The sequence below is a fragment of the Rubrivivax sp. JA1026 genome, from assembly GCF_011065555.1.
GTDB classification, from domain to species: Bacteria; Pseudomonadota; Gammaproteobacteria; order Burkholderiales; family Burkholderiaceae_C; genus Rubrivivax; species Rubrivivax benzoatilyticus.
This window is the reverse complement of the sequence record NZ_JAALCQ010000003.1, coordinates 107253-130885: the sequence shown is the minus strand read 5'-3', so window position 1 is coordinate 130885 and position 23633 is coordinate 107253. Positions and strand designations below refer to the sequence as shown.

Annotated in this window: 26 protein-coding genes and 1 riboswitch; of the genes, 13 read left to right on the top strand and 13 right to left on the bottom strand. The window is 72.2% G+C overall.

Annotation, left to right across the window (positions count from 1 at the left end; genetic code table 11):
• Positions 1-86: 86 nt before the first annotated feature.
• On the top strand, positions 87-686 hold the full coding sequence (locus G5B56_RS07095) for a MarC family protein (RefSeq protein WP_029718905.1): 600 nt from the start codon (positions 87-89) through the stop codon (positions 684-686).
• A gap of 63 nt (positions 687-749) precedes the next feature.
• Here the strand turns inward: G5B56_RS07095 and G5B56_RS07090 are convergent, their stop codons facing one another.
• The 3 genes from G5B56_RS07090 to G5B56_RS07080 form a co-directional block, all read right to left on the bottom strand.
• Positions 750-1502 (bottom strand): amino acid ABC transporter permease, encoded by a 753-nt coding sequence (locus G5B56_RS07090; protein WP_009857681.1) that lies wholly within the window; start codon positions 1500-1502, stop codon positions 750-752.
• 12 nt (positions 1503-1514) lie between these two features.
• Positions 1515-2372 carry a basic amino acid ABC transporter substrate-binding protein gene (locus G5B56_RS07085; RefSeq protein WP_009857682.1) on the bottom strand — a complete coding sequence of 286 codons (858 nt, stop codon included), beginning with the start codon at positions 2370-2372 and terminating at the stop codon, positions 1515-1517.
• Positions 2373-2453: 81 nt separating this feature from the next.
• Positions 2454-3950, bottom strand: coding sequence for a M81 family metallopeptidase (locus G5B56_RS07080; RefSeq protein WP_164962755.1), 1497 nt, complete (start codon positions 3948-3950; stop codon positions 2454-2456).
• 96 nt (positions 3951-4046) lie between these two features.
• Between G5B56_RS07080 and G5B56_RS07075 the strand changes: the two genes are divergently transcribed.
• Together G5B56_RS07075 and G5B56_RS07070 are read left to right on the top strand one after the other, a co-directional pair.
• A complete protein-coding gene (locus G5B56_RS07075; RefSeq protein WP_009857684.1) occupies positions 4047-4571 on the top strand; it encodes a gamma carbonic anhydrase family protein in 525 nt (174 codons plus the stop codon).
• Positions 4571-5527, top strand: coding sequence for an Hsp33 family molecular chaperone HslO (locus G5B56_RS07070; protein WP_164962754.1), 957 nt, complete (start codon positions 4571-4573; stop codon positions 5525-5527). Before G5B56_RS07075 ends, G5B56_RS07070 begins: the two co-directional genes overlap by 1 nt.
• A 9-nt stretch (positions 5528-5536) precedes the next feature.
• Here the strand turns inward: G5B56_RS07070 and G5B56_RS07065 are convergent, their stop codons facing one another.
• The 7 genes from G5B56_RS07065 to G5B56_RS07035 are packed head-to-tail and all read right to left on the bottom strand — an operon-like array spanning position 5537 to position 11281.
• Positions 5537-6202 (bottom strand): AAA family ATPase, encoded by a 666-nt coding sequence (locus G5B56_RS07065; protein WP_164962753.1) that lies wholly within the window; start codon positions 6200-6202, stop codon positions 5537-5539.
• Entirely contained in the window at positions 6192-6833 is a 642-nt protein-coding gene (gene pnuC / locus G5B56_RS07060; RefSeq protein ID WP_164962752.1) for a nicotinamide riboside transporter PnuC, read from the bottom strand. Before pnuC ends, G5B56_RS07065 begins: the two co-directional genes overlap by 11 nt.
• Before the next feature lie 13 nt (positions 6834-6846).
• Positions 6847-7125 carry a cell division protein FtsB gene (gene ftsB / locus G5B56_RS07055; RefSeq protein ID WP_009857688.1) on the bottom strand — a complete coding sequence of 93 codons (279 nt, stop codon included), beginning with the start codon at positions 7123-7125 and terminating at the stop codon, positions 6847-6849.
• Between the two features lie 4 nt (positions 7126-7129).
• Positions 7130-8413: a phosphopyruvate hydratase gene (gene eno, locus G5B56_RS07050; protein ID WP_164962751.1), complete on the bottom strand. Its 1284-nt coding sequence runs from the start codon at positions 8411-8413 to the stop codon at positions 7130-7132.
• A 35-nt stretch (positions 8414-8448) separates the two neighbouring features.
• Positions 8449-8757, bottom strand: a complete 309-nt coding sequence (locus G5B56_RS07045) for a DUF1330 domain-containing protein (RefSeq protein ID WP_164962750.1) — start codon at positions 8755-8757, stop codon at positions 8449-8451.
• Positions 8758-8765: 8 nt separating this feature from the next.
• The gene (kdsA, locus tag G5B56_RS07040) at positions 8766-9623 is read right to left on the bottom strand and encodes a 3-deoxy-8-phosphooctulonate synthase (protein WP_164962749.1); all 858 of its coding nucleotides are present in this window, start codon (positions 9621-9623) and stop codon (positions 8766-8768) included.
• A complete protein-coding gene (locus G5B56_RS07035) occupies positions 9620-11281 on the bottom strand; it encodes a CTP synthase (protein ID WP_164962748.1) in 1662 nt (553 codons plus the stop codon). The genes kdsA and G5B56_RS07035 overlap by 4 nt, the downstream gene beginning before the upstream one ends.
• Positions 11282-11413: 132 nt before the next feature.
• A riboswitch (cobalamin riboswitch) is annotated at positions 11414-11666 on the top strand.
• A 152-nt stretch (positions 11667-11818) separates the two neighbouring features.
• Here G5B56_RS07035 and G5B56_RS07030 point away from each other — a divergent pair.
• The 10 genes from G5B56_RS07030 (at position 11819) to G5B56_RS06985 (ending at position 21081) form a co-directional block, all read left to right on the top strand.
• Positions 11819-13669, top strand: a complete 1851-nt coding sequence (locus tag G5B56_RS07030) for a TonB-dependent siderophore receptor (protein WP_164962747.1) — start codon at positions 11819-11821, stop codon at positions 13667-13669.
• A gap of 22 nt (positions 13670-13691) precedes the next feature.
• A complete protein-coding gene (locus G5B56_RS07025) occupies positions 13692-14240 on the top strand; it encodes a bifunctional adenosylcobinamide kinase/adenosylcobinamide-phosphate guanylyltransferase (protein ID WP_164962746.1) in 549 nt (182 codons plus the stop codon).
• Positions 14237-15100 carry an ABC transporter substrate-binding protein gene (locus G5B56_RS07020; RefSeq protein ID WP_164962745.1) on the top strand — a complete coding sequence of 288 codons (864 nt, stop codon included), beginning with the start codon at positions 14237-14239 and terminating at the stop codon, positions 15098-15100. Before G5B56_RS07025 ends, G5B56_RS07020 begins: the two co-directional genes overlap by 4 nt.
• On the top strand, positions 15097-16122 hold the full coding sequence (locus G5B56_RS07015; RefSeq protein ID WP_009857696.1) for an iron ABC transporter permease: 1026 nt from the start codon (positions 15097-15099) through the stop codon (positions 16120-16122). Before G5B56_RS07020 ends, G5B56_RS07015 begins: the two co-directional genes overlap by 4 nt.
• Positions 16119-16877 (top strand): ABC transporter ATP-binding protein, encoded by a 759-nt coding sequence (locus G5B56_RS07010; RefSeq protein WP_009857697.1) that lies wholly within the window; start codon positions 16119-16121, stop codon positions 16875-16877. The genes G5B56_RS07015 and G5B56_RS07010 overlap by 4 nt, the downstream gene beginning before the upstream one ends.
• A 10-nt stretch (positions 16878-16887) precedes the next feature.
• Positions 16888-18360, top strand: coding sequence for a cobyric acid synthase (locus tag G5B56_RS07005; RefSeq protein WP_164962744.1), 1473 nt, complete (start codon positions 16888-16890; stop codon positions 18358-18360).
• Positions 18361-18489: 129 nt separating this feature from the next.
• On the top strand, positions 18490-19518 hold the full coding sequence (cobT, locus tag G5B56_RS07000; RefSeq protein ID WP_009857699.1) for a nicotinate-nucleotide--dimethylbenzimidazole phosphoribosyltransferase: 1029 nt from the start codon (positions 18490-18492) through the stop codon (positions 19516-19518).
• A complete protein-coding gene (locus G5B56_RS06995; protein ID WP_009857700.1) occupies positions 19508-20293 on the top strand; it encodes an adenosylcobinamide-GDP ribazoletransferase in 786 nt (261 codons plus the stop codon). Before cobT ends, G5B56_RS06995 begins: the two co-directional genes overlap by 11 nt.
• Positions 20286-20822 carry a histidine phosphatase family protein gene (locus G5B56_RS06990; RefSeq protein WP_029718903.1) on the top strand — a complete coding sequence of 179 codons (537 nt, stop codon included), beginning with the start codon at positions 20286-20288 and terminating at the stop codon, positions 20820-20822. The genes G5B56_RS06995 and G5B56_RS06990 overlap by 8 nt, the downstream gene beginning before the upstream one ends.
• A 109-nt stretch (positions 20823-20931) precedes the next feature.
• Complete coding sequence (locus tag G5B56_RS06985; RefSeq protein ID WP_009857702.1) at positions 20932-21081, top strand: hypothetical protein; 150 nt, start codon at positions 20932-20934, stop codon at positions 21079-21081.
• 5 nt (positions 21082-21086) lie between these two features.
• Here G5B56_RS06985 and G5B56_RS06980 read toward each other — a convergent pair whose 3' ends face one another.
• From G5B56_RS06980 to G5B56_RS06970, 3 genes are all read right to left on the bottom strand, one after another.
• Entirely contained in the window at positions 21087-21482 is a 396-nt protein-coding gene (locus tag G5B56_RS06980) for a PPC domain-containing DNA-binding protein (protein ID WP_164962743.1), read from the bottom strand.
• Complete coding sequence (locus tag G5B56_RS06975; protein WP_164962742.1) at positions 21479-22294, bottom strand: alpha/beta fold hydrolase; 816 nt, start codon at positions 22292-22294, stop codon at positions 21479-21481. Before G5B56_RS06975 ends, G5B56_RS06980 begins: the two co-directional genes overlap by 4 nt.
• Positions 22295-22769: 475 nt before the next feature.
• Positions 22770-23594: a proteasome-type protease gene (locus G5B56_RS06970; RefSeq protein WP_164962741.1), complete on the bottom strand. Its 825-nt coding sequence runs from the start codon at positions 23592-23594 to the stop codon at positions 22770-22772.
• Positions 23595-23633: the final 39 nt, after the last annotated feature.

The following is a 23633-nucleotide window of genomic DNA, read 5'->3' as shown; positions in this document are numbered from 1 at the left end:
ATGGCGGCTTCGTGACGCCCGATTGCGGCTTTCGCGCAACAGCGGAGCGCGGCGTGACCGTCTTCGGCGGCGGCGACAATGGCGCCATGGATCACGACTTTCTCTCGGCTTTCGTTCTGCTGCTGCTGGTGCTCGACCCCTTCGGCAGCCTGCCGATCTTCATCTCGGTGTTGCGTGGCGTGGACCCGGCACGCCGCCGTCTCGTCGCCATCCGCGAAGCGACGATCGCCTTCCTGGTGCTCGCGGCCTTCATGGTCGGCGGCCAGGCCTTCCTGTCGCTGATGCGGCTGTCCGAGCGTTCGCTGGAGGTCGCCGGCGGCGTCATCCTGCTGATCATCGCGGTGCGCATGATCTTCGCCACCGGCGGCGAGGTCTACGCGGCCGACGGCCGCGGGCGCGAGCCGTTCATCTTCCCGCTGGCGGTGCCGCTGCTGGCCGGGCCGTCGGCGATGGCCACCGTGCTGCTGCTGGCCTCGCGCCAGCCGGACAACATGGCGCAGTGGTTCGGCGCGCTGACCGCGGCGATGCTGGTCTCGGGCGTCGTGCTGCTGGCTGCCGACCGCATCCGCAACCTGCTCGGCTCGTCGATGGTCGCGGCGATCGAGAAGCTGATGGGCCTGGTGCTGACCGCGGTGGCGATCGAGATGATCCTCGCCGGCCTCAAGCGCTACTTCTTCGAGACCTGAACGCGGGCAGGAAAAAGGCCGGCGGCCCCGAAGGGCGGCCGGCCTGCATGCCGTGACGGCGCGTCAGCGTCCGCGCAGATGCGCAGGGGCTTCCAGGCGCTTGGCCAGCAGCGACAGCGTCAGCGTCAGCACCAGGTACATCGCGGAGATCGCGAGGTAGGGCTCCCAGTAGCGCGAGTACGCCCCGGCCACGGTGCGTGCCGCCAGCGCGAGCTCGGCCAGGCCGATGGCGGACACCAGCGACGAGTCCTTGATCAGCGTGACGCCCTCGTTCACCAGCGCCGGCACCATGCGCCGGAAGGCCTGCGGCAGGACGACGTAGCGCATCGCCTGCGCGTGCGTCAGCCCGACGCTGTAGGCGGCCTGCGTCTGCCCGCGGTGGATCGACAGGATCCCCGCGCGGAAGATCTCGCTGATGTACGCACCGGCGTTGAGGCTCAGCGCGACGCAGCCGGACAGGAAGGCGCCGTGTTCCTGGCGGAACATGCGTGCCGTCTCGCCCGAGATCAGCAGGCCGTGGTCGGGATGCACCAGCGCCGGCATCAGCGCGAAGTGCACCAGCAGGATCTGCACGAACAGCGGCGTGCCGCGGAAGAACGTGACGTAGGCGAGCGTGATGCCGCGGGCCGCGCGCAACAGCAGGGCCAGCGGACGTGATGTCGGTTGGGGCGCGTCGGCCGAGCTGCTCACCAGCCCGAACAGCACCCCCAGGATCAACCCGGCGCCGATGGCGACCAGCGTGAGCTTGATCGTCATCAGCAGGCCGCTGGCGAACAGCGGCCCGTAGCCGGCGAGGATCTCCCAGCGAAGATCCATCGCCGTCCCGGATCAGTTCGACGCAGCCGACGCCGGCGCTTCAGCCTTGGCCGGCGGCGCGCCGAAGTACTTGGTGTAGATCTGGTCGTAGGTGCCGTCGGCCTTGATGCCGGCGAGACCCTGGTTGATCTTCTCGAGCACCGCGGTGTTGCCCTTCTTGACGGCGATGCCGTACTGCTCCGGCGCGAACTCGGTGTCGCTGATGGTCTTGAACTTGGCGCCCGGGTTGTTGGCGACGTGGTGGATCACGACGCCGTTGTCGGCGACGACCGCGTCGACACCGCCCGACTCGAGCTCCTTCAGCGCCAGCGGCGTCGACTCGAAGCGCTTGATGTTCGTGCTGGTCTTGCCCTGCAGCTTGGTGACGGCTTCGTCGCCGGTGGTGCCGGTCTGCACGCCGACCTTCAGCTTCTTCAGGTCGGCGAACTTGGTGACCTTGCTGTTGTCGCGCACGGCGATCAGCTGGGCGGCGTCGAAGTAGGCGTCGCTGAAGTCCAGCGTCTGCTTGCGCTCGTCGGTGATCGTCACCGCCGAGATGACGATGTCGCGGTCACCCTGGCCCAGGGAATTGAAGATGCCTTCCCAGGGGGTGTTGATGAACTTGACCTCGAAGCCGGCCTTGGCGGCGATGGCCTTCAGCACGTCGATGTCGAAGCCGACGATCTCGCCCTTCTCGTCCTGGCTCTCGAACGGAGCGTAGGCGGCGTCGGTGCCGACCGCGTAGACGGTGGGCGCGGGGGCCGGGGCGGGCGCCGAAGCTGCCGGTTCGACGGCAGCCGGCTCCTCCTTCTTGCCGCAGGCGGCGAGCACGATGCCGGCCGCGAGAACCGCGGCCGTCTGCAGGAAGCGACGGGTCGTAATCTGGGTCATGGGGTTGGGACAGGAAGGGTTGAGGCCCGCGAAGTGTACTCGTGGGTCCGCTGCTTTTTTCAGCACGAGGCGCGTGCCAAATCAAGGGCGGCGCGCGATGTCCTGCGGCAGACGGGTCCAGTCGAGCTCGGTCGGATCGGCGGGCATGGGCCCGGGCGCACGAGCGACGACGATGCGCGAGGCGATCGTCGTGAACGCGGCCCGGAAGTGCACCGAGCTCTTCACGACAAGCAGTTTCAGTGCCCGCGGCTCGACACCGAGGAAACGGCACAGCGCCTCGTCGATCAACTGGCCCTTGCCGCTGGTGACGAGCACGCGCACGCCGTCGACGTCCAGGCAGGCGCTGGGGCCCAGGTGCACGGTGTTGCCGGCGGTCATCGGGCCGTGCAGCGCGACCTCGCCGTCGTGCAGCGCGAGCACGGTGGTGCGGACCTGCACCGGCGGCTCGCTGTCGCGCCCGTCGGCGCAGCGCACGCTGCGGCCGAGCGTCAGCTCCAGCCCCGCGCCGACGCCGGCGGCGTGCGCGGCACGCGCCGCCTCGGGGTCGTGCATCAGCCCGAGCGCCACCGCACCGGGATAGCGCCGGCCGGCACCGGCGTCGAGCAGCGCGTGCAGCAGCCCGGTGGTGTTGGCGTCGGCGCCGGCGCCGGGGTTGTCCTGGGTGTCGGCGATGACCACCGGCCGCTCGGCGTGGCGCGCGGCGCGCAGCGCCTCGGCGACGGCCTCGCGGGCATCGGGCAGCTCGACGGCGAAGTCCTCGCGCGCGTCGATCAGGTTCTCGGCCAGCGCCATCACGCTGGCCTCGACGGTCTCGGCGTCGCGGCCGTGACCGAAGACCACCGGCCCGCAGTGCGGCACGTCGGCCGCCGGGAAGCCGAAGGCCAGGCCGAGGTGCACGCCGCTCTGCGCCTCCAGCGTCGCCAGGTCGGCCATCACGCCGGCCGCCGGGTCGACCCGCGTGCACTGGGCGTTGATCGGCAGCAGGAACGGCAGGCGGCGGGACCGCGTGACGAAGGCTCCGCCCGAGACGCGTTCGGCCAGCAGCCCCGCGGCGCGCGCGCCGGTCTCGGCCATGTCGACGTGCGGATAGGTGCGGAACACGGTCAGCGCGTCGGCGTGGCGCAGCAGTCGCGCGCCGACGTTGGCGTGCAGGTCCAGGCTGGCGACGATCGGCACTGCCGGGCCGACGACGGCGCGCAGGCGTTCGAGCAGTTCGCCTTCGCAGTCGTCGACGTGCTCGGCGACGGCGGCGCCGTGCAGGTCGAGGTAGACGGCGTCGAAGCCGCCGCTGCGCGCGTCGTCGAGCAGCATGGCGGCCAGACGCTCGAAGGCGTCGTGCGTGACCTGGGCCGACGGCGACGCGCCGGCCCAGATCGACGGCAGCAGCGTCCAGCCGCGCTCGCGCGCGTCGGCGATGAAGCCGGCCATCGGCAGCGAGGTCGGCGCCAGGCGCTCGAGCATCGCCTCGCCGCGTGTGAACTCGGGGAAGGCGTCGCCGGCCAGGAAGGCCGGCCAGCCGGCCTTCGTCGGCGCGAAGGTGTTGGTCTCGTGCTGGAAACCGGCGACGAGGACCCGCATCAGGCCGTCGCCCGCAGCGTCAGGTCTGCCAAGGCCCCCAAGGTGTCGAGATGCTGCGTCATCCTTAAAATTGTGCCCTTTGCCTGGAGTGCCGCCTTGGCCGTCTACCGCCTTGGGGACGCCGTCCCCCGCATCGATGCGACGGCCTGGGTGGCCGAGACGGCCACCGTGATCGGCCGCGTCGCGCTCGAACCCGGCGCCAGCGTCTGGTACGGCGCCGTGCTGCGCGGCGACAACGACTGGATCACCGTCGGCCGCGACAGCAACGTGCAGGACGGCAGCGTGCTGCACACCGACGCCGGCATCCCGCTGGTGATCGGCGAGCGCGTGACGATCGGCCACAAGGTCGTGCTGCACGGCTGCACGATCGGCGACGGCTCGCTGGTCGGCATGGGCGCGGTGCTGCTCAACGGCGCACGCATCGGGGCCGGCTGCATCGTCGGCGCCGGGGCGCTGGTCACCGAAGGCAAGGAGTTTGCGGACGGCTCGCTGATCGTCGGCGCGCCGGCCAGGGTGGTGCGCACGCTGACGCCGGAACAATCGGCCCGGCTGGCGCTGTCCGCCGCACATTACGTGAACAACGCGGCTCGCCACCGCGACCAACTGGAGCGAATCGGCTGATGTCCGACCTGACCAAATTCCTGTTCGAAGGCCTGCCGGTGCGCGGCATGCTGGTGCGTCTGGGCGAAGGCTGGCGCGAGATGCTGGCGCGGCGCGAAGCCGCCGGCGGCTACCCGCGCCCGGTGCGCGAGCTGCTCGGCGAGATGTCGGCCGCGGCGGTGCTGATGCAGGCCAACATCAAGTTCAACGGCGCGCTGGTGCTGCAGATCTCCGGCGACGGGCCGGTCCAGCTGGCGGTGGCCGAGGTGCAGCCCGACCTGGCCTTTCGCGCCACCGCGACGCTGACCGGCGAGGTCGCCGACGACGCCCGCCTGGAGGCGCTGGTCAACGTGCACGGCCAGGGCCGCTGCGCGATCACGCTGGACCCCAAGGACCGCCTGCCGGGCCAGCAGCCCTACCAGGGCGTCGTGCCGCTGCACGGCGACCGCCGCGAGCCGCTGCAGAAGGTCTCCGAGGTGCTGGAGCACTACATGCTGCAGTCCGAGCAGCTCGACACCCGCCTCGTGCTCGCCGCCGACGACACGACCGCCGCCGGCCTGCTGATCCAGCGCCTGCCGGTCGAAGGCGAGGGCAATCTCGCCGGCCGCCGCAACGAGGACGACATCGGCCTCAGCGAAGCCTTCGACCGCATCGCGACGCTGGCCGCCACGCTGACGCGCGAGGAGCTGCTGACGCTGCCCGCCGAGCGCATCCTGCATCGCCTGTTCTGGGAGGAGACGCTGCGGGTCTTCGAGCCGCTGACCCCGCGTTTTGCCTGCAGCTGCTCGCGCGAGCGCGTCAGCGACATGCTGAAGACCCTGGGCCGCGAGGAGAGCGCCTCGCTGATCGAGGAGCGCGGCGAGGTCGAGGTCGGTTGCCAGTTCTGCGGCCAGCACTACCGCTTCGACGCCGTCGACGTCGGCGAGATGTTCACGCCGCAGCGCGACCAGCCGCCGTCCACCGGCACGATGCAGTAGGCGCCGGCCTCAGCCGCGCCGTGCGGCGTGTTCGCAGGCCGGGTCGTCGCAGAGCTCGCAGCGCCAGGGGCGGTCGGCCGCGTCGCGGCCGGCCAGGCGCGTGAACAGGCCGCGGCGCGGCGCGGCACGCTCGCGCAGCAGCGGCGCCAGCGCGTCGAGCGCGTTCTCCAGTCGTTCATCGCCGTAGCCGCAGACCAGCGCCCAGGCGAGGCCGTGGCGCGCCATCAGTTCGCGCAGCGTCGTGTCGACCGGGATCCGCACCTGCGGGCCGTCGCGCTGCAGGCCGTCGGCCACCCAGGGCAGGTCCAGCGCGGTCAGCAGCGTCGCGCCGCAGCGCTCGCGCTGCCAGGCGCAGGCTTCGGCGTCGAGCGTGTCGTCGCCGAACAGCAGCCGGCTGTAGACCGCGGTCATCAGCGGCGTCGTGTCGGCGACGACGACGTCGGCTGCGGCCGCGGCGGCCTCGATCGTGTCGCGCTGGGCGCGTGCGATCGCGGCCTGCTCGTCGGCGCGCGGCGTGCGGCCGCGGGTCTCGCACCAGCTGCGCAGATGCTCGGGCACCCAGGCGCAGACCAGGCCGGTCTCGGCTTCGATGCGTGCGGCCAGCGTCTGCGCCAGCACCGTCTTGCCGGTGCTCTCGGCGCCGACGATGGCGACGATCAGCGTGTCAGCGGCCACGGTGCTCCTGCGCCAGGCGGTGCCAGGCGCGCCAGCCGAAGGCCGCCATCGCCGCGAACACCGCGTACAGCAGCACCGTCAGCCACAGCCCCTTGACGGCGAAAAGCACGACGCTGACGACGTTGACCGCGATCCACACCGGCCAGTTCTCGACCAGCTTGCGGCCGAGCAGAAGCTGGCCGGCGACGCTGCCGACGGTGGGCAAGGCGTCCAGCCAGGGCACGTCGCTGTCGGTGGCGTGGTCCAGCAGCAGCGCCAGCGCCGGCCAGGCCAGCGCGGTGGCGAGCAGCGCACGCCGCCGCGCCGCCGGCGTCAGCCGGTGCACGACCAGCGGGCCGCCGTCGTCGCCGCGGCCGCGCAGCCACTGCCACCAGCCCCAGAAGGCCACGGCGATGAAGAAGAACTGCAGCGAGGCTTCGCCGTAGAGGCGGCTGTCGGCGAACAGCAACGCATACAGCAGCGAGCTGGCGATCGCCAGCGGCCAGGCCAGCGGGTTCACGCGCAGGTTGCACAGCACCATCCAGACGCCGAGCGCGAAGGCCACGAGCTCCAGCCACGTCACCGGGCTGCCCAGCAGCGTGAAGGCCACGCGCAGCAGCGGCTGCGCGGGCGCGAGGACCGCTTCGATCACGTCGGGGACCGTCTCAGCGCCGGGGCGGCGCCACCTGCACCAGGATCTCGTCGGGCTTGACCATGCCGAGTTCGGCGCGTGCCTTCTCCTCGACCATCTCCAGCCCTTCCTTCAGGTCACTGACCTCGGCTTCCAGGCGCGCGTTGCGCTCGCGCGCCTGGTCGTTGGCCGCCTGCTGGGCGGCCAGCTGGGTGCGCAGGCTCATCGTGTAGGGAACGCTCGAGCGGCCGAACCAGAGGTCGGCCTGAACGGCGGCGAGCAGCCCCGCCAGCACGAAACTGAGCCAGCGCAAGGGCTCAGCGCAGGTTGTAGAACGCCGAGCGGCCCGGGTACGAGGCGATCTCGCCGAGGTCTTCCTCGATGCGCAGCAGCTGGTTGTACTTGGCGATGCGGTCGCTGCGCGACATCGAGCCGGTCTTGATCTGGCCGGCGTTGGTGCCCACGGCGATGTCGGCGATCGTCGAGTCCTCGGTCTCGCCCGAACGGTGGCTGATGACGGCGGTGTAGCCCGCGCGCTTGGCCATCTCGATGGCCGAGAAGGTCTCGGTCAGCGTGCCGATCTGGTTGATCTTGATGAGGATGGAGTTGGCGATGCCCTTGCGGATGCCTTCCTCGAGGATCTTGGTGTTGGTGACGAACAGGTCGTCGCCGACGAGCTGCAGCTTGCCGCCCAGACGCTCGGTCAGCAGCTTCCAGCCGTCCCAGTCGCCTTCGTGCATGCCGTCCTCGATCGAGATGATCGGGTACTTGTCGGCCCAGGTGGCGAGCATGTCGGTCCACTCGCCGGCCGACAGCACCAGGCCTTCGCCGTCGAGATGGTACTTGCCGTCCTTGTAGAACTCGCTGGCGGCGCAGTCCAGGCCCAGCGCGATCTGCTCGCCCGGGGTGTAGCCGGCCTTGTCGATGGCCTCGAGGATCAGCTGGATCGCGGCCTCGTGGTTGGCGACGTTCGGCGCGAAGCCGCCTTCGTCGCCCACCGACGTCGGCATGCCCTTGGCGTCGATGATCTTCTTCAGCGCGTGGAAGACCTCGGCACCGTAGCGGATGGCCTCGCGGAAGGTCGGCGCGCCGACCGGCAGGATCATGAACTCCTGCAGGTCGAGGTTGTTGTTGGCGTGGGCGCCGCCGTTGATGACGTTCATCATCGGCACCGGCAGGCTCATGCGGCCCATGCCGCCGAAATAGCGGTACAGCGGCAGGCCCGATTCCTCGGCCGCGGCACGCGCGACGGCCATGCTGACGGCCAGCGTCGCGTTGGCGCCCAGGCGGCCCTTGTTCTCGGTGCCGTCCAGATCGACCAGGGTCTTGTCCAGGAAGGCCTGCTCGCTGGCGTCCAGGCCCAGCACGGCTTCGCTGATCTCGGTGTTGATGTGCTCGACGGCGCGCAGCACGCCCTTGCCGAGGTAGCGACCCTTGTCGCCGTCACGCAGCTCGATCGCCTCGCGGCTGCCGGTGGACGCGCCCGAGGGCACGGCCGCACGGCCCATCGTGCCGCTTTCCAGCAGCACGTCGCACTCGACGGTGGGGTTGCCGCGGCTGTCGAGGATCTCTCGGCCGACGATGTCGACGATCGCACTCATGGGAGCTGCCTTTCTTTTCTGGAGGATCTCTGTGCTCAGACCGGGGCGTCCACGCCTTCGACGAGCACCATGTTGAAGTAGTCGGTGGCGCCCTGACGGTGGGCGCGCGCGGCACGATACATCTGGCCGTCGTAGAAGGCCTTGGCCGCCTCGTAGCTGGGGAAACGCAGCATCGCCACGCGCGCCGGGTTCCAGTCGCCCTCGAGGCACTCGTGGCGGCCGCCGCGCACGAGGTATTCGCCCCCGGCGGCCTTCACCGCCGCCGGCGCCTCGGCCATGTACTGCTTGTAGCGCTCGGGGTCGCTGATCTTCATCTCGACCAGCAGGTAGGCGGGGGCGGACATGGCCGGGCTCAGCAGCTGAAGTCGTTTTCGAGCAGCGGCTGCTGCTTGACGACGCGGTCGATGGCGACGAGCTGTTCCAGCAGCGCCTGCATGTGCTTGAGCGGCACCGCGTTCGGGCCGTCGGACATCGCGTTCGCCGGGTCCGGGTGCGTCTCCATGAAGAGGCCGGCGACACCGACGCCGACCGCCGCGCGCGAGAGCACCGGCACGAACTCGCGCTGGCCGCCCGAGCTGGTGCCCTGGCCGCCGGGCAGCTGCACGCTGTGCGTGGCGTCGAAGACCACCGGCGCGCCGGTCTCGCGCATGATCGCCAGGCTGCGCATGTCCGAGACGAGGTTGTTGTAGCCGAAGCTCGCGCCGCGTTCGCAGACCGTGAACAGGTCCTCGGCCAGGCCCTTCTCGCGCGCCGCGGCGCGGGCCTTGTCGACGACGTTCTTCATGTCGTGCGGGGCGAGGAACTGGCCCTTCTTGATGTTCACCGGCTTGCCGCACTGGGCGACGGCGCGGATGAAATCGGTCTGGCGGCAGAGGAAGGCCGGCGTCTGCAGCATGTCGACGACGGCGGCGACCTGCGGCACCTCGGCTTCGGTGTGCACGTCGGTCAGCACCGGCACGCCGAGTTCGCGGCGCACCTTGGCCAGGATCTCCAGCCCGCGTTCCATGCCCGGGCCGCGGAAGGAGCTGCCGCTGGAGCGGTTGGCCTTGTCGTAGCTGGACTTGAAGATGAACGGGATGCCCAGCGCCGAGGTGATCTCCTTCAGGCGCCCGGCGACGTCCATCTGGAGCTGCTCGCTCTCGACGACGCAGGGGCCGGAGATCAGGAAGAAGGGCCGGTCGATGCCGACCTCGAAACCGCAGAGCTTCATGCGACTGCCTTTTGCGCGACGCCTTCGCCGCGCCGCGCCTGGTGGTCCAGCGCCGCCTTGACGTAGCTGGAGAACAGCGGGTGCCCGCCCCAGGGCGTGCTCTTGAACTCGGGGTGGAACTGCACGCCCATGAACCACGGGTGGCGGTCCTGCGGCAGCTCGACGATCTCGGTCAGCTGCTCGCGCTGCGTCAGCGCGCTGATGACGAGGCCGGCGGCCTGCAGCCGGTCGAGGTAGTTGACGTTGGCCTCGTAGCGGTGGCGGTGGCGCTCGGTGACGACCGGGCCGTAGATCTGGTAGGCCAGCGTGCCGGGCTTGACGTCCGAGCTCTGCGCGCCCAGGCGCATCGTGCCGCCGAGGTCGGAGCTGGCGCTGCGCTTCTGGATCGAGCCGTCGCGGTCCTGCCATTCCTCGATCAGCGCGATCACCGGGTGCGGCGTCTGCGGCGCGAACTCGGTGCTGTTGGCGTTCTCCAGGCCGGCGACGTGGCGCGCGTACTCGATCGTCGCGACCTGCATGCCCAGGCAGATGCCGAGGTAGGGCAGGCGGTGCTCGCGGGCGAACTTGGCGGCCAGGATCTTGCCCTCGACGCCGCGCTGGCCGAAGCCGCCGGGCACGAGGATCGCGTCGTACTGCGCCAGCTGCGCGACGTTGTGCTCGTCCAGCGTCTCGGCGTCGACGTACTCGATGTCGACCTTGGCGTGGTTGTGGATGCCGGCGTGGCGCAGCGCCTCGTTGAGCGACTTGTACGAGTCCGACAGGTCGGTGTACTTGCCGCACATCGCGATCGTCACGCGGTTCTGCGGGTGCTCGACCTCCTGCACCAGCGTGTCCCAGCGGCGCAGGTCGGCGGGCTTGGTCAGCAGCTGCAGCTTCATGCAGATCAGCTCGTCCAGGCCCTGCTCGTGCAGCACGCGCGGCACCTTGTAGATCGTGTCGACGTCGGGCATCGAGATCACGCCGTGCTGAGGCACGTTCGTGAACAGGCTGATCTTCTCGCGCTCGTCGTCGGGGATGCGGCGGTCGGCGCGGCACAGCAGCGCGTCGGGCTGGATGCCGATCTCGCGCAGCTTCTGCACCGTGTGCTGCGTCGGCTTGGTCTTCAGCTCGCCGGCGGCGGCGATCCACGGCACGTAGGTCAGGTGCACGAAGGCGGTGTTCGCCGGGCCGAGCTTCAGGCTCAGCTGGCGCACGGCCTCCAGGAAGGGCAGCGACTCGATGTCGCCGACCGTGCCGCCGATCTCGACAATCGCGACGTCGACGTCGACGGCCCCGCGGCGCACGTAGTCCTGGATCTCGTTGGTGACGTGCGGGATCACCTGCACCGTCTTGCCGAGATAGTCGCCGCGGCGCTCCTTCTCGAGCACGCTCTTGTAGATCTGGCCGGTCGTGAAGTTGTTCGTGCGCTTCATCCGCGTGGTGATGAAACGCTCGTAGTGGCCGAGGTCGAGGTCGGTCTCGGCGCCGTCATCGGTGACGAACACCTCGCCGTGCTGGAACGGGCTCATCGTGCCCGGGTCGACGTTGAGGTACGGATCCAGCTTGATCAGGGTGACCTTCAGACCTCGCGACTCGAGGATCGCCGCCAGCGAGGCTGCCGCGATCCCCTTGCCGAGGGAGGACACCACGCCGCCGGTGACGAAGACGAACTTGGTCATGTCGCGTGGGGCACATGCGCAAGTCGCTGTGCCCAGGTGGTAAAGCGTGATTATAGGCGGCGCCCCCTGCCGCTCCCCGGTGCGCCGGCGCGCCGCTCGGGCGTGTCGCCGCGCCCCCCGGCGGTGCTAGACTTCGCGCCGCTTGCATCAGGTGCCCTCTTGCACGGCAGGTGTCGGAGGGTTGAACGGGAAGCCGGTGCGCGGCGCGTCCACGATGACGCGCGGCAATTCCGGCGCTGCCCCCGCAACGGTCGGCGAGGTGCGGTCAGCAATGCAGCCACTGGTCCAGCGAGGACTGGGAAGGCGCTGACGGCTTCGGTCCACGGTCAAACCGTCGGACCGGCACTCGCGAGCCCGGATACCGGCCCGATGCCAGGGATGCCGGCGTCGCGGTGGGCGGCGCGCACGAACCCCCGCGGCCCGGAGTCCGTCTTGACGTCCGCCGGCTCGGGTGACATCGGGCGTGCCGCGTTCCAGGACGGCGGCTTGACTCATCGCTGGTCCGCACGGGGTGTGCGGCTGGAGGCCCGCTTGTCCATGTCCTGTTTCGACCGCCGCACCGTCGTCGCGGTCGCCTGTTCGTTCGTCGCCGCCACTGCGGCGGCGCAATCCTCCGAAACCATCGTCGTCACCGGCTCGCGCGAGCCGCTGGCCGTCTCGCGGCTGGCCGCCGACGTCGTCGTGATCGACGGCGACACGCTGCGTGCCTCGGGCGCCACGTCGCTGGCCGACCTGCTGCGCGAGCAGGCCGGCGTGCAGCTGTCGCGCAGCGGCGGCCCCGGCGGCGCCACCTCGGTGATGATCCGCGGCGCCTCGGGCAGCCAGACCGTCGTGCTGGTCGATGGCGTGCGCATCGGCTCGGCGACGCTGGCCGACCCGTCGGTGCAGGCGCTGCCGCTGGCGCAGATCGAGCGTGTCGAAGTGCTGCGCGGCCCCGGCTCCAGCCTCTACGGCGCCGACGCCGTCGGGGGGGTCATCAACATCGTCACGCGCCGCGCCGACGCCGGCCTGCGTTTCGACGCCGCCGCCGCGTTCGGCGGCCGCGGCGCACGCGAGCTGTCGGCCGGTGCCAGCGGCAGCTTCGGCGCCTGGGATTTCGCCGCGTCGCTGGCCCGGCAGCACGACGACGGCGACAGCGCGCTGCGCCCCGGCGATCCGTACGGCAACTACAACGCCGACGACGACGGCTACACGCGCGACAGCGGCCAGGCACGCATCGGCTTCACGCCGGCGCCGGGCCACCGCATCGGCCTGTCGCTGCTGCGCAGCCGGCTGGAAACCCAGATCGACAGCACCGAGTACGCGCCGCCGAACTACGCCCCCGACAACACGCCGGACTTCCGCGACCAGCTCGACGTCGACGCCACCGCGCTCGACTGGCGCGGCACGCTCGCGCCGGGCCTGGTTGCGACACTGCGGGTCGACCGCGCGGTCGACGAGTCGCGCAGCGGCGAGGCGGTGGTCTACCGTTACCGCACCACGCGTGACCACGCGCTCGCGCAGTTGGCTTGGGAGACCGGCGTCGCCGGCCAGATCGTCGCCGCCGTCGAGCGTCTGGAAGAAGACGCCAAGACCGACAGCTACCGCGGTGATCGCGACACCGACAGTGCCGTGCTGTCCTGGACGGGCAGCGCCGGCCGTTACTCGTGGCAGGCCGACCTGCGCCGTGACGACAGCTCAGACTATGGCGCCCAAACCACCGGCCGCCTGGGCGGCAGCTTCGCGCTGACGCCCGCCTGGCGCTTGCGTGCGCTGGCCGGCAACAGCTTCCGCGCGCCGTCGTTCAACGACCTGCTGTACCCCGGCTACGGCGTGCCGGGCATCAAGCCGGAACGCGGGCGCAGCGTCGAGTTCGGCGTCGAGTGGGCCGCCGATGGCGACCGCGCCGCCCTGACGGTCTTCCGCAACCGGCTGAAGAACCTGATCGGGCCGGCCAAGGGCAGCCTGTGTCCTGACGACCCCCTCTACGCTTTGGGCTGCGTCGCCAACACTTCCCGCGCCCGTCTGCAGGGCGCGACGCTGTCGGGCGCCAAGGCGCTGGGCGACTGGTCGCTGCGCGCCCAGGTCGACTTCCTCGACGCCAAGAACGAGGACACCGGCGCCCGCCTGACGCGCCGTGCGGCGCACCAGGAGACGCTGGGCCTCGACTGGCGCCACGGCGTTTGGAACGCCGGGGCCAGCGTGCTGCACGTCGGCGCCCGGCCCGACAGCCGCGAACTCGGCGCCGAGACCACGCTGGACCTGAAGGCCGGCTGGCGCTTCGCCAAGGGCTGGACGCTGGAGAGCCGGCTGCTGAACGCGACCGACGAGGACCTCGAGCCCTCGGCCTACTACCGCGGCCCGGCCCGGCAGTTCTGGCTCGGCCTGCGCTACGAAGGCGGCGTCTGACGCCGCACGCCCGGGGCGGACGATGCACGAGCTGATCCTCGGCGGCGCCAAGAGCGGCAAGTCGCGCTGCGCCGAAACACGCGCGGCGCACTGGCTCGCGCTGCCGGGGCACGGCGCCGTGCTCGTCGCCACCGCGATGGCCGGCGACGACGAGATGCGCGCGCGCATCGAGCGTCACCGCGCCGACCGTGCCGCCCGCGTGCCGGGGCTGGCCACGCGCGAGGAGCCGCGTGCGCTGGCCGCCGTGCTGCGCGAGGAGTCGCAGCCCGGGCGCATGGTCGTCGTCGACTGCCTGACGCTGTGGCTCACCGGCCTGCTGATGCCGCTGGACGGCGCGCCGGTCGACGACCCGGCGGCCGAGGTCGACGCGCTCGTCGACGCGCTGGCCGCCGCGCGCGGCCCGGTGGTGCTCGTGTCCAACGAGATCGGCCTGGGCGTGACGCCGATGTCGCGCCAGGCGCGGCGCTTCGTCGACGAACTCGGCCGGCTGCACCAGCGCGTGGCCGCGGCCAGCACCCGCGTGACGCTGATGGTCGCCGGGCTGGAACTGCCGCTGAAGGGGCCGCGATGAAGCCGGTGCACCGTCTGCTCCTGCTGCTGGCGCTGTGCGCCGGCGCCGCGACGGCCGCCGAGCCGCCGCGCGACGACCGCGGCGTGGCCTGGCAGGGCGGGCCGCCGCAGCGCATCGTCAGCCTGCTGCCTTCGCTGACCGAGACCGTCTGCGCGCTCGGCGCCTGCGCGCGCCTGGTCGGCGTCGACCGCTATTCCGACTGGCCGGCGCAGGTGAACGCGCTGCCCCGCCTGGGCGGGCTGGACGACGCCAGCGTCGAGCGCATCGTCGCGCTGCGCCCCGAACTCGTGCTCGCCGCGCGTTCGGCGCGGGTTGCCGAACGCCTGGAGGCGCTGGGGCTGAAGGTGATGGTCTTCGACTCGGACTCCCACGCCCAGGTGCGCCACTCGACCGATGCGCTGGCGCGTGTGCTCGGCCAGCCGCAGCGCGCGGCGCAGCTCTGGGCCTCGATCCACCGCGACGAGGCGGCGGCCGCGGCGCGCATCCCGCCGCGGCTGCGCGGGCGCAGCGTCTATTTCGAGGTCGACTCGACGCCGTACGCCGCCGGCCCCGGCTCGTTCATCGGCGAGACGCTGCAGCGCCTGGGGTTGCGCAACGTCGTGCCGGCCGAGTACGGCGCCTTCCCGCGCCTGAACCCCGAGTTCCTCGTGCGCAAGTCGCCGGACCTCGTGATGGCGGAGGATCGTGCGCTCGCGACGATGGCCGAGCGCCCGGGCTGGCACACGCTGCGCGCGCTGAAGGACGGCCAGGCCTGCGGCTTCGAGCGCGAGCGCTACCTGCTGCTGATCCGTCCCGGCCCGCGCATGGGCGAGGCCGCGCTCGCCATCGCCGACTGCCTGGCCGGCCTGCCCGAGAAATGAACCCCGCGCTGGCCCTGGACCTGTCGCGCCGCCGCCGGCTGGTGGCGGGGCTGGCGCTGGCCGCGCTGGCGCTGTCGCTGCTCGGCCTGGCGGTCGGCAGCGAAGGCTGGAGCTGGCACTGGAGCGACGCCGACTCGGCGGTGCCGATGGAGCTGATCGTCGGCCAGATCCGCGCCCCGCGCACCATCGGTGCGCTGCTGGTCGGCGCGCTGCTGGGGCTGGCCGGCGCGATCGCGCAAGGGCTGTTCCGCAACCCGCTGGCCGATCCCTACCTGCTGGGCACCGGCTCGGGAGCCTCGCTGGCGGTGGTCGCGGTGCTCGCCGCCAGCGCCATCGGCGGCCATGCGCTGGCGCTGGGCAGCGTCGAGTGGCTGGCGCGCATCGGCCTCGTCGGTGCCGCCTTCGTCGGCGCGCTCGGCGGCGTGACGCTGACGCTGATGCTCGCGCGCGGCGCACAGGAGCCGATGCGGCTGCTGCTGTCGGGCGTCGTCGTCGGCGTCGTGCTCGGCGCCGCCAGCGATCTGGTCACGACCTGGGTGCCCGACGCGCTGCGCGGCAAGCAGAGTTTCATGCTCGGCTCGACCGGCTTCCTCGGCTGGCAGAGCGTGGCGCTGCTGGCCGTCGGCCTGGCGCTGGCGCTGCCGCCGGCCTGGCGCCTGGCGCGCGCGCTCGACGCGCTGGGCCTGGGCGAGGAGAGCGCCGCCAGCCTGGGGCTGGCGCTGCCGCGGCTGCGCCTGCTGCTGGTCGTGCTGCTGGCGCTGTGCACCGCGCTGGCGGTGTCGCAGGCCGGGCTGGTCGGTTTCGTCGGCCTGGTCTCGCCGCACCTGGTGCGCCGTTTCGCGCCGGCGCCGCAGCGTTTCATGCTGCCGGCCAGCGCCGCGGCCGGCGGCGTGCTGATGCTCGGCGCCGACGTGCTCGCCCGCGGGCTGATCGCGCCGCAGGAGCTGCCGGTCGGCGTGCTGACCGCGGTGCTCGGCGGCGGCTACCTGCTGTGGCTGCTGCACAAGCGGGGCGTGCGGTGAACCTGATCGCGGCCGACGTCGGCGCGCGGCTGGGCGCGCGCGAGGTGCTGTCCGGTGTCAGCTGCGTGCTGCAGCCCGGCTGGACGACGATCGTCGGCCCCAACGGCGCCGGCAAGTCGACGCTGCTGCGCGTGCTCGCCGGGCTGCTGCCGTACCAGCGTGGCACCGTCGAGCTCGACGGCCGGCCGCTGGGCGACTGGGCGCCGCGTGAACGCGCGCTGCGCCTGGCCTGGCTGGCGCAGGCCGGCGAGGCCAGCGGCGACCTGACGGTGCGCGACACCGTGATGCTCGGCCGGCTGCCGCACCTCGGCCTGCTCGGCACCGCCGGCCCTCGCGACGAGGCCGCCGTCGACGCGGCGATGGATGCCACCGAGTGCCGCGACTGGCAGTTCCGGCGGCTGCAGCAGCTCTCCGGCGGCGAGCGCCAGCGCGTGCTGCTGGCGCGTGCGCTGGCCACCGAGGCGCCGGTGCTGCTGCTCGACGAACCGACCACGCACCTCGACGCGCCGCACCAGGTGGCGCTCGCAAAGCTGTTCCGCCGGCTCGGAAGCACCCACACGGTGGTCAGCGTGCTGCATGATCTGCCGCTGGCGCTGCACGCCGATCGGCTGCTGGTGCTGTGCGGCGGACGCGTGCTCGCCCACGGCAGCCATGACGACCCGGTCGTGCACGCTGCACTCGTCGACGCCTTCGGCGGCGCGGTGCGCATCGACCGCAGCGGCGCCCGGGCCATGGCGCTGCCAGACCTGGGATAAGCGATTCGTGATGGAAAAGAAGGCTAGGGCGCTGATCGTCTGGGGCACGACCAGCGGTGCCGGGAAAAGCTGGTTGGCCACCGCCTTGTGCCGCTGGGCCGCCCGCCGCGGTGTCGACGTCGCGCCGTTCAAGGCGCAGAACATGAGCAACAACGCGCGTGTCGTGCCGGCGCTGGACGGCGGCTGGGGCGAGATCGGCGCGGCGCAGTACTTCCAGGCGCTGGCCGCCGGGCTGGCGCCGTCGGTCGAGCACAACCCGGTGCTGCTCAAGCCCGAGCGCGACACCGCCAGCCAGGTGCTGCTGCACGGCCGTGTCGAGCCGGGGCTGTCGCGCGCCGGCTGGCGCGAACGCAGCGAGCTGCTGGCCGCGACCGCGCGCGACAGCCTGGAGCGGCTGCAGCGCCGCCACGAGCTGCTGATCATCGAAGGCGCCGGCTCGCCGGCCGAGACCAACCTGGCGCCGCACGACTACGTCAACCTGCAGACCGCGCGCTGGGCCGAGGCGCAGGCGCTGCTGGTCACCGACATCGACCGCGGCGGCGCCTTCGCGCACCTGTTCGGCACCTGGGCACTGCTGCCCGAGGACCTGAAGCCTCAGCTCGCCGGCTTCGTGCTCAACCGCTTCCGTGGCGACCCGTCGCTGCTGGCGCCGGCGCCGCAGCAGCTGGAGGACCGCACCGGCGTGCCGACGCTGGCCGTCGTGCCGATGTGGCGCGACCACGGCCTGCCCGAGGAGGACGGCATGCTGCACGACGCGCCGCAGGGCCGCGGCGCGGCGCGCCGGCGCGTCGCCATCGTCGCCTACCCGCACATCAGCAACCTCGACGAGTTCCAGCCGCTGGCGCGCATCGACGGTCTGCGCCTGCTGTGGGCGCGCGACGCCGCGGCGCTGGAGGGCGTGGACTGCATCATCCTGCCGGGCTCCAAGCAGGTCAGCGGCGACCTGGCCTGGCTGCGCCGGCACGGCCTCGACGCGGCGATCGCCCGCCACGCCGCCGCCGGCGGGCCGGTGCTGGGCGTCTGCGGCGGGCTGCAGATGCTGGGCCAGACGCTGGCCGACCCCGAGGGCCACGACGGCGACGTCGGTTTCTCCGCGCCGGGGCTGGGCCTGCTGCCGCTGGCCACCGGCTTCGTCGCCGACAAGCACGTGCAGCCGGCGCGGGTGCGTTTCGGTGCCGCCGACGGTGCCTGGGGCGCGCTGGCTGGCGTCGATGCCGCCGGCTACGAGATCCACTGCGGCCGCACGGTGGCGCTGTCCGACGCCGCGCGGCCGGTGCTGCACGACCCGGCGGGCCAGCCGATCGGCTGGCAGCGCGGCAACGTGCTGGGCGTCTACGCGCATGGCCTGTTCGAGTCGCCGAACGTGCTGCGGGCGCTGTACGGCGACACCGTGCCGACGCTGCAGAGCGTCTTCGAAGGCCTGGCCGACCACGTCGAGGCGGCGTTCACGCCCGGCACACTCGAAAGGCTGCTGCTGGCTTGAGATCGGCGGCGCCGTGGCCTCGCAGGACGGCCGGCGTCGTGTCCACCTGTCCTGTGTCATGCGCGGCGGCGGCCCGATGTCCGCCGGCCTCTGCTTCCATCGTCGTGCCGCCTCGGCGGCCTGTGCTCCATGAACTTCTCCGTCCCCGACTTCCAAGACTCCGAACTCGCCGCGCGCGTGCAGCACCGGCTCGACCAGAAAACCAAGCCGCAGGGCTCGCTCGGCCGCATCGAGACCGTCGCGCTGCAGATGGCGCTGGTGCAGGGCCGCGAGAACCCGCGCCTGGACGCGCCGCAGCTGGTCATCTTCGCCGGTGACCACGGCATCGCCGCGCAGGGCGTGTCTGCCTTCCCGCAGGAAGTGACGGTGCAGATGGTGCACAACATGCTGGCCGGCGGCGCCGCGATCTCGGTGCTGGCGCGCCAGCACGGCCTGGCGCTGACGGTGCTGGACTGCGGCGTGAAGGAGGACTTCGCGCCGGCGCCCGGCCTCGTGGCGTCCAAGTGCTGCCACGGCAGCGCCGACAGCACCGTCGCCCCGGCGCTGACCGAGGCCCAGTGCGAGGCCGCGATCGCCAACGGCGCGGCCTTCGTGCGCGACCTGCCCGGCAACGTGCTGCTGCTCGGCGAGATGGGCATCGCCAACACCTCGCCGGCGGCGCTGCTGATGGCGCGCCTGACCGGGCTGTCGATCGAGCAGTGCGCCGGCCGCGGCACCGGACTGGACCCGGCCGGCGTCGCCCACAAGCTGGCGGTGCTGCAGCGGGCGCTGGACCGCCACCCCGACGCGACGACGCCGATGGCCGCGCTGGCGGCGCTCGGCGGCCCGGAGATCGCGACCATGGTCGGCGCCGTGCTGCAGGCCGCGGCGCTGCGCCGCCTGATCGTCGTCGACGGCTTCATCACCACCTCGGCGGTGGCGGTGGCCGCGGCGATCGAGCCGCGCATCCTCGGCGCCTGCGTGTTCTCGCACGGCTCGGCCGAGAACGGCCACGGCCGCTGGCTGCAACTGCTGGGCGCGCGCCCGCTGGTCGACCTGGGCCTGCGCCTGGGTGAAGGCTCGGGCGCGGCGCTGGCCTGGCCGCTGATCAAGTCGGCCGAGCTGATCCTGGCCGAGATGGCGAGCTTCGAATCGGCGCAGGTCAGCAGTGCTGCATGAGCTGAGGCTGTTCTTCGTCGCGCTGCAATTCATGACGCGCGTGCCGGTGCCGGCCTGGGTGGGCTGGCGGCCGGAGCTGATGCACGCCAGCTCGCGCTACTACCCGGCCGTCGGCCTGGTGGTCGGCGGCTTCGGCGCCGCGGTGCTGTGGTTCGCGGCGCCGCTGTGGCCGGCGCCGGTGGCCATCGGGCTGTCGATGGCGGCCACCGTCTGGATGACCGGCGCCTTCCACGAGGACGGGCTGGCCGACACCTGCGACGCGCTGGGTGGCGCGGTGAGCCGCGAGAAGGCGCTCACGATCATGAAGGACTCGCGCATCGGCAGCTACGGCGCCTGCGCTCTGGTGGCCGTGCTCGGCCTGAAGGCCGCGGCGCTGCACGGGCTGGCGACACGCGACTTCCTCGCCACGCTGGCCATCCTGCCGCTGGCGCACGCCTGGTCGCGTGCGGTGCCGGTGCTGATGCTGCGCCTGCTGAGCTACGCCGGCGACCTGGAGCACGCCAAGTCCAAGCCGCTGGCGCAGAAGGCGAGCGCCGGCACGCTGTTCGTCGTCGTGGCGTGGTGTGCCGCTGCCGGCGCCGCCGCGGTGCTGTGGCGGCTGGACCTGGCGCACACGACGCTGGCGGCGCTGGTCGTCGGTGCGGTGACGCTGTGGATGGCGCGCTGGCTGGCGCGCCGCCTGGGCGGCTACACCGGCGACACGCTGGGCGCGGCGCAGCAGTTCGCCGAGCTCGGCGTCTACCTCGCCTTCCTGGCGGGCATGCAGCATGGCTGAGCTCTGGGCCTGGCGACATCCGCGTGTGGCCGGCGCCGCCGGCCGCTGCCTGGGCCGCACCGACCTGCCGGTCGACCGGCGCCGCGCCAAACGTCTGGCGCACCGCATCCGCGCCGCGGCGCGCCGCCACGGCCTGCCGCGGGCGGTGACGGTGTCGCCGCTGGCACGCTGCCGCGAGGTCGGCCGCTGGCTGGCGCTCTGGGGCTGGAAGGTCGACGTCGACGCCGGCCTCGCCGAGCTCGACTTCGGCGCCTGGGACGGACAGCGCTGGAGCGACATCGCCTGGCCCGAGGTCGAGGCCTGGCAGAACGACCTGTGGCGCTACGCGCCCGGCGGCGGCGAGACGCTGCAGGCGCTGACGGCGCGGGTGCACGGCTGGGCCGGTGCGGTGCAGGGCGTGCGCCTGGTCGTCGGCCACGCCGGCTGGCTGAACGCGCTGCGCGCCGTGCCGCGCGGCGCCACCGGCTTTGCCGCACGCGACTGGCCGGCGCCGCCGCGCCACGGCGAGTGTGTCGTCTGGCGGGGCTGAAAACGCAGTTCATCGGCCGCGCTGCGCAGTTCGTCGCACGCGGCTCGCGGCGGCCGGGGGCGCTGCCTAGAGTTCACTCCATCGACAACGTCACCCGATGGAGAGCGAAATGAAAGACAGCTTCGTTGCCCGTGCCGCCGCCTTCGGTCTGGCCGCGATGATGACCTTCGGCGTGCTCGGCAGCGTGGACTTCCTGGCCACGCCGCAGACCACCGCCTCGGCCGGCCAGCTGGCCGCCGCGCCGGCGCCGCGCGCCTGAGGCGTTCAGCGCCGCCGCACCACCAGTTCCGCGTAGCCCGTCGCCGTGTCGGGCTCGCGAGAGAACGCCCAGTCGGGCAGCAGCACGAGCAACACCTCGGCCGTCGTCAGCACGATGGCCCCGTAGCCCAGATGGCCGCCGAGCACGCGGCCGGTGGCGTCGCAGACGCTGGCATGCAGGTGCGACGCCCCGGGCGCCACGCTGCCAGCCAGCGTCAGCAGCTCGACGCTGCCTTCGGGCCGCACCGTCGTCTCGGCGCCGGCCAGCCGCAGCACTGCGGGCTGCAGGCTGCCGATGCCCTGCAGCACGAAGCCGGCTTCGGCGCCGTGTTCGGACAGCGCCGCTTCCAGCGCACGCCGCAGGTCGGCGCCGGGCGGCAGCCGCAGCGGCAGCGTCTTCATGCCGCTTCGGCGGCCGCCAGGCGCGCCAGCACCGCGTCGGCAACCGCCTGCGGCTGCTCCATCGGGATCAGGTGCGTGCCGGCGATCCACTCGACCTGGCCGCGTGTGATCGCGCGTGTCGCCGCCATGCCGACCTGGCGCACTTCCAGCGACTGCGTGCCGCCGATGAAGGCCACCGGGCAGCGCGGCGGATGGCGGTGCACCAGTTCGCCCAGGTGGTGCGGCAGCGTGTTGTAGAAGCGCGTCTCGACGTCGCGGTGGAAGGCCAGGCGCACGCCGCCGGCCGGGTCGGGCTCGGTGCCGTGGGCGATGTAGTCGGCCAGCACACGCGGGTCCCAGCGCGCGAACACCGCCTTCTTCGCGAAGTGCTCCAGCGCCGCCTCGGCCGAGGGCCAGTGCTGGCGCCGGGCCTTGGACACCTTGCCGGGCGAGATGCGGCCGATCAGCTTCGTCGCCTTGGCGACCTGCACGCTGTGCGCACGCCAGCCGGCGAGCACCGGCGAGTCGAGCATCACGACCGAGGCGGCGAGCTCGGGCCGCCGGCAGGCCGCCATCAGGCTCAGGTAGCCGCCCAGCGAATGGCCGACGAAGTGCACGCGCCGGCCCGGCGCCGCCTCGTCGACGAAGTCCAGCAGTTGGCGCGCGATGTGCGGCCAGTTGCCGGTGACCGGGTAGCGCGGGTCGTGGCCGACCTTGGGCAGCGCCAGCACCTCGTGCCCGGCGGCGCGCCAGTGCGCGAACAGCACGCCGTAGGTGCCGGCCGGGAAGCCGTTGGCGTGCGAAAAGACGATCGTGGAGTGCTCCGTGGCCATCAGCAGTTCTCGTGGACGGCGAATGATCGTCGACAACCGGGACGCGGAGCACGTCTCCGGCGGGACAACCTCGATCGCCTGGCTCGGAGCCCCGGGGTCAGGTCTCAGGAGACCTGACCCCGCCTGTCCCGGCTCGTGTCGCCTCTCGGGGACAGGTCGCCATCGGCGACCAGGGGGAGCGGCGTTGTTGACGCGCCTGACCGGGGAGCCCCGGGGTCAGGTCTCAGGAGACCTGACCCCGCCTGTCCCGGCTCGTGTCGCCCCTCGGGGACAGGTCGCCATCGGCGACCAGGGGGCAGCGGCGTTGTTAACGCGCCTGACCGGATCCGGGTCTCCCGGTCCGGTCAGGTAGCCCCCTCGGGGGGCCGAGCCCGGACGTGAGCCGTCCGGTGGACGGCTCACGCCTGGCGAGGGGCGGGGCCACTGGCCCCGCGCGGCCTGCAAGGCGGCCGCCAGGCGGCCGGGGGCCCAAGGTTCAGACGATCCTCTCTCCGGGGTGCGTGATTTTCCGCATCGGCTCGTAGCGCGAATGGCGCGCCAGCAGCGGGTGCGCGGTGTCGCCGCCGTCCCAGCGCGGGTCGTCGATCGACTCGAAGACCTCGCGCAGGCGCTGGCCCCAGGTGCTGCGGATCATGCGGAAGTACGGGTTCTGCTCGTCGATGCAGACGTGGTCGCCCGAGGACAGCGCGCCGGCGCGGTAGACCATCAGGTCCAGCGGCAGGCCGACCGAGAGGTTGGACTTCAGCGTCGAGTCCATCGACACCAGCGCGCACTTGGCGGCTTCGTCCAGCGGCGTGGACGGCGTCAGCACGCGGTCGAGGATGGGCTTGCCGTACTTGCTCTCGCCGATCTGGAAGAAGCAGGTCTCGCGCGTGGCCTCGATGAAGTTGCCGGCCGAGTAGACCAGGAACATGCGCATCGCCTCGCCGCCGATCTGGCCGCCGAAGATCATGCTGGTGTTGAAGTCGACACCGGCGGCCTTCAGCGACGGGCCGTCCTGCTGGTAGACGCGGCGCACGGCGGCGCCGAGCACGCGCGTGGCGTCGAACATGCTGCGCGCGTTCCAGATCGTCAGCGGTTCCTCGTCGCCGTTGTCCAGCTTCTCGACCTGCAGGATCTCGCGCACGCTCTGGCTGATGCTCAGGTTGCCGGCCGACAGCATCACCATGAAGCGGTCGCCGGGGCGCTCGTAGATCATCATCTTGCGATAGGTGCTGATCTGGTCGAGGCCCGCGTTGGTGCGCGAGTCGGAGAGGAAGACGAGCCCGGCTTCGAGCCGGATGCCGACGCAGTAAGTCATCGGAGGGGGCGGGCGGTTTCGCCCGTGGAGGTGATGCGA

What these genes read in the sequence shown, in the direction of transcription:
- G5B56_RS07095 (WP_029718905.1), top strand. Translation starts at nt 87, where the DNA reads ATGGATCACGACTTTCTCTCGGCTTTCGTTCTGCTGCTGCTGGTGCTC.
- G5B56_RS07090 (WP_009857681.1), bottom strand. Translation starts at nt 1,502, where the DNA reads ATGGATCTTCGCTGGGAGATCCTCGCCGGCTACGGGCCGCTGTTCGCC.
- G5B56_RS07085 (WP_009857682.1), bottom strand. Translation starts at nt 2,372, where the DNA reads ATGACCCAGATTACGACCCGTCGCTTCCTGCAGACGGCCGCGGTTCTC.
- G5B56_RS07080 (WP_164962755.1), bottom strand. Translation starts at nt 3,950, where the DNA reads ATGCGGGTCCTCGTCGCCGGTTTCCAGCACGAGACCAACACCTTCGCG.
- G5B56_RS07070 (WP_164962754.1), top strand. Translation starts at nt 4,571, where the DNA reads ATGTCCGACCTGACCAAATTCCTGTTCGAAGGCCTGCCGGTGCGCGGC.
- eno (WP_164962751.1), bottom strand. Translation starts at nt 8,413, where the DNA reads ATGAGTGCGATCGTCGACATCGTCGGCCGAGAGATCCTCGACAGCCGC.
- G5B56_RS07045 (WP_164962750.1), bottom strand. Translation starts at nt 8,757, where the DNA reads ATGTCCGCCCCCGCCTACCTGCTGGTCGAGATGAAGATCAGCGACCCC.
- kdsA (WP_164962749.1), bottom strand. Translation starts at nt 9,623, where the DNA reads ATGAAGCTCTGCGGTTTCGAGGTCGGCATCGACCGGCCCTTCTTCCTG.
- G5B56_RS07035 (WP_164962748.1), bottom strand. Translation starts at nt 11,281, where the DNA reads ATGACCAAGTTCGTCTTCGTCACCGGCGGCGTGGTGTCCTCCCTCGGC.
- G5B56_RS07030 (WP_164962747.1), top strand. Translation starts at nt 11,819, where the DNA reads ATGTCCTGTTTCGACCGCCGCACCGTCGTCGCGGTCGCCTGTTCGTTC.
- G5B56_RS07025 (WP_164962746.1), top strand. Translation starts at nt 13,692, where the DNA reads ATGCACGAGCTGATCCTCGGCGGCGCCAAGAGCGGCAAGTCGCGCTGC.
- G5B56_RS07020 (WP_164962745.1), top strand. Translation starts at nt 14,237, where the DNA reads ATGAAGCCGGTGCACCGTCTGCTCCTGCTGCTGGCGCTGTGCGCCGGC.
- G5B56_RS07015 (WP_009857696.1), top strand. Translation starts at nt 15,097, where the DNA reads ATGAACCCCGCGCTGGCCCTGGACCTGTCGCGCCGCCGCCGGCTGGTG.
- G5B56_RS07005 (WP_164962744.1), top strand. Translation starts at nt 16,888, where the DNA reads ATGGAAAAGAAGGCTAGGGCGCTGATCGTCTGGGGCACGACCAGCGGT.
- cobT (WP_009857699.1), top strand. Translation starts at nt 18,490, where the DNA reads ATGAACTTCTCCGTCCCCGACTTCCAAGACTCCGAACTCGCCGCGCGC.
- G5B56_RS06990 (WP_029718903.1), top strand. Translation starts at nt 20,286, where the DNA reads ATGGCTGAGCTCTGGGCCTGGCGACATCCGCGTGTGGCCGGCGCCGCC.
- G5B56_RS06985 (WP_009857702.1), top strand. Translation starts at nt 20,932, where the DNA reads ATGAAAGACAGCTTCGTTGCCCGTGCCGCCGCCTTCGGTCTGGCCGCG.
- G5B56_RS06980 (WP_164962743.1), bottom strand. Translation starts at nt 21,482, where the DNA reads ATGAAGACGCTGCCGCTGCGGCTGCCGCCCGGCGCCGACCTGCGGCGT.
- G5B56_RS06975 (WP_164962742.1), bottom strand. Translation starts at nt 22,294, where the DNA reads ATGGCCACGGAGCACTCCACGATCGTCTTTTCGCACGCCAACGGCTTC.
- G5B56_RS06970 (WP_164962741.1), bottom strand. Translation starts at nt 23,594, where the DNA reads ATGACTTACTGCGTCGGCATCCGGCTCGAAGCCGGGCTCGTCTTCCTC.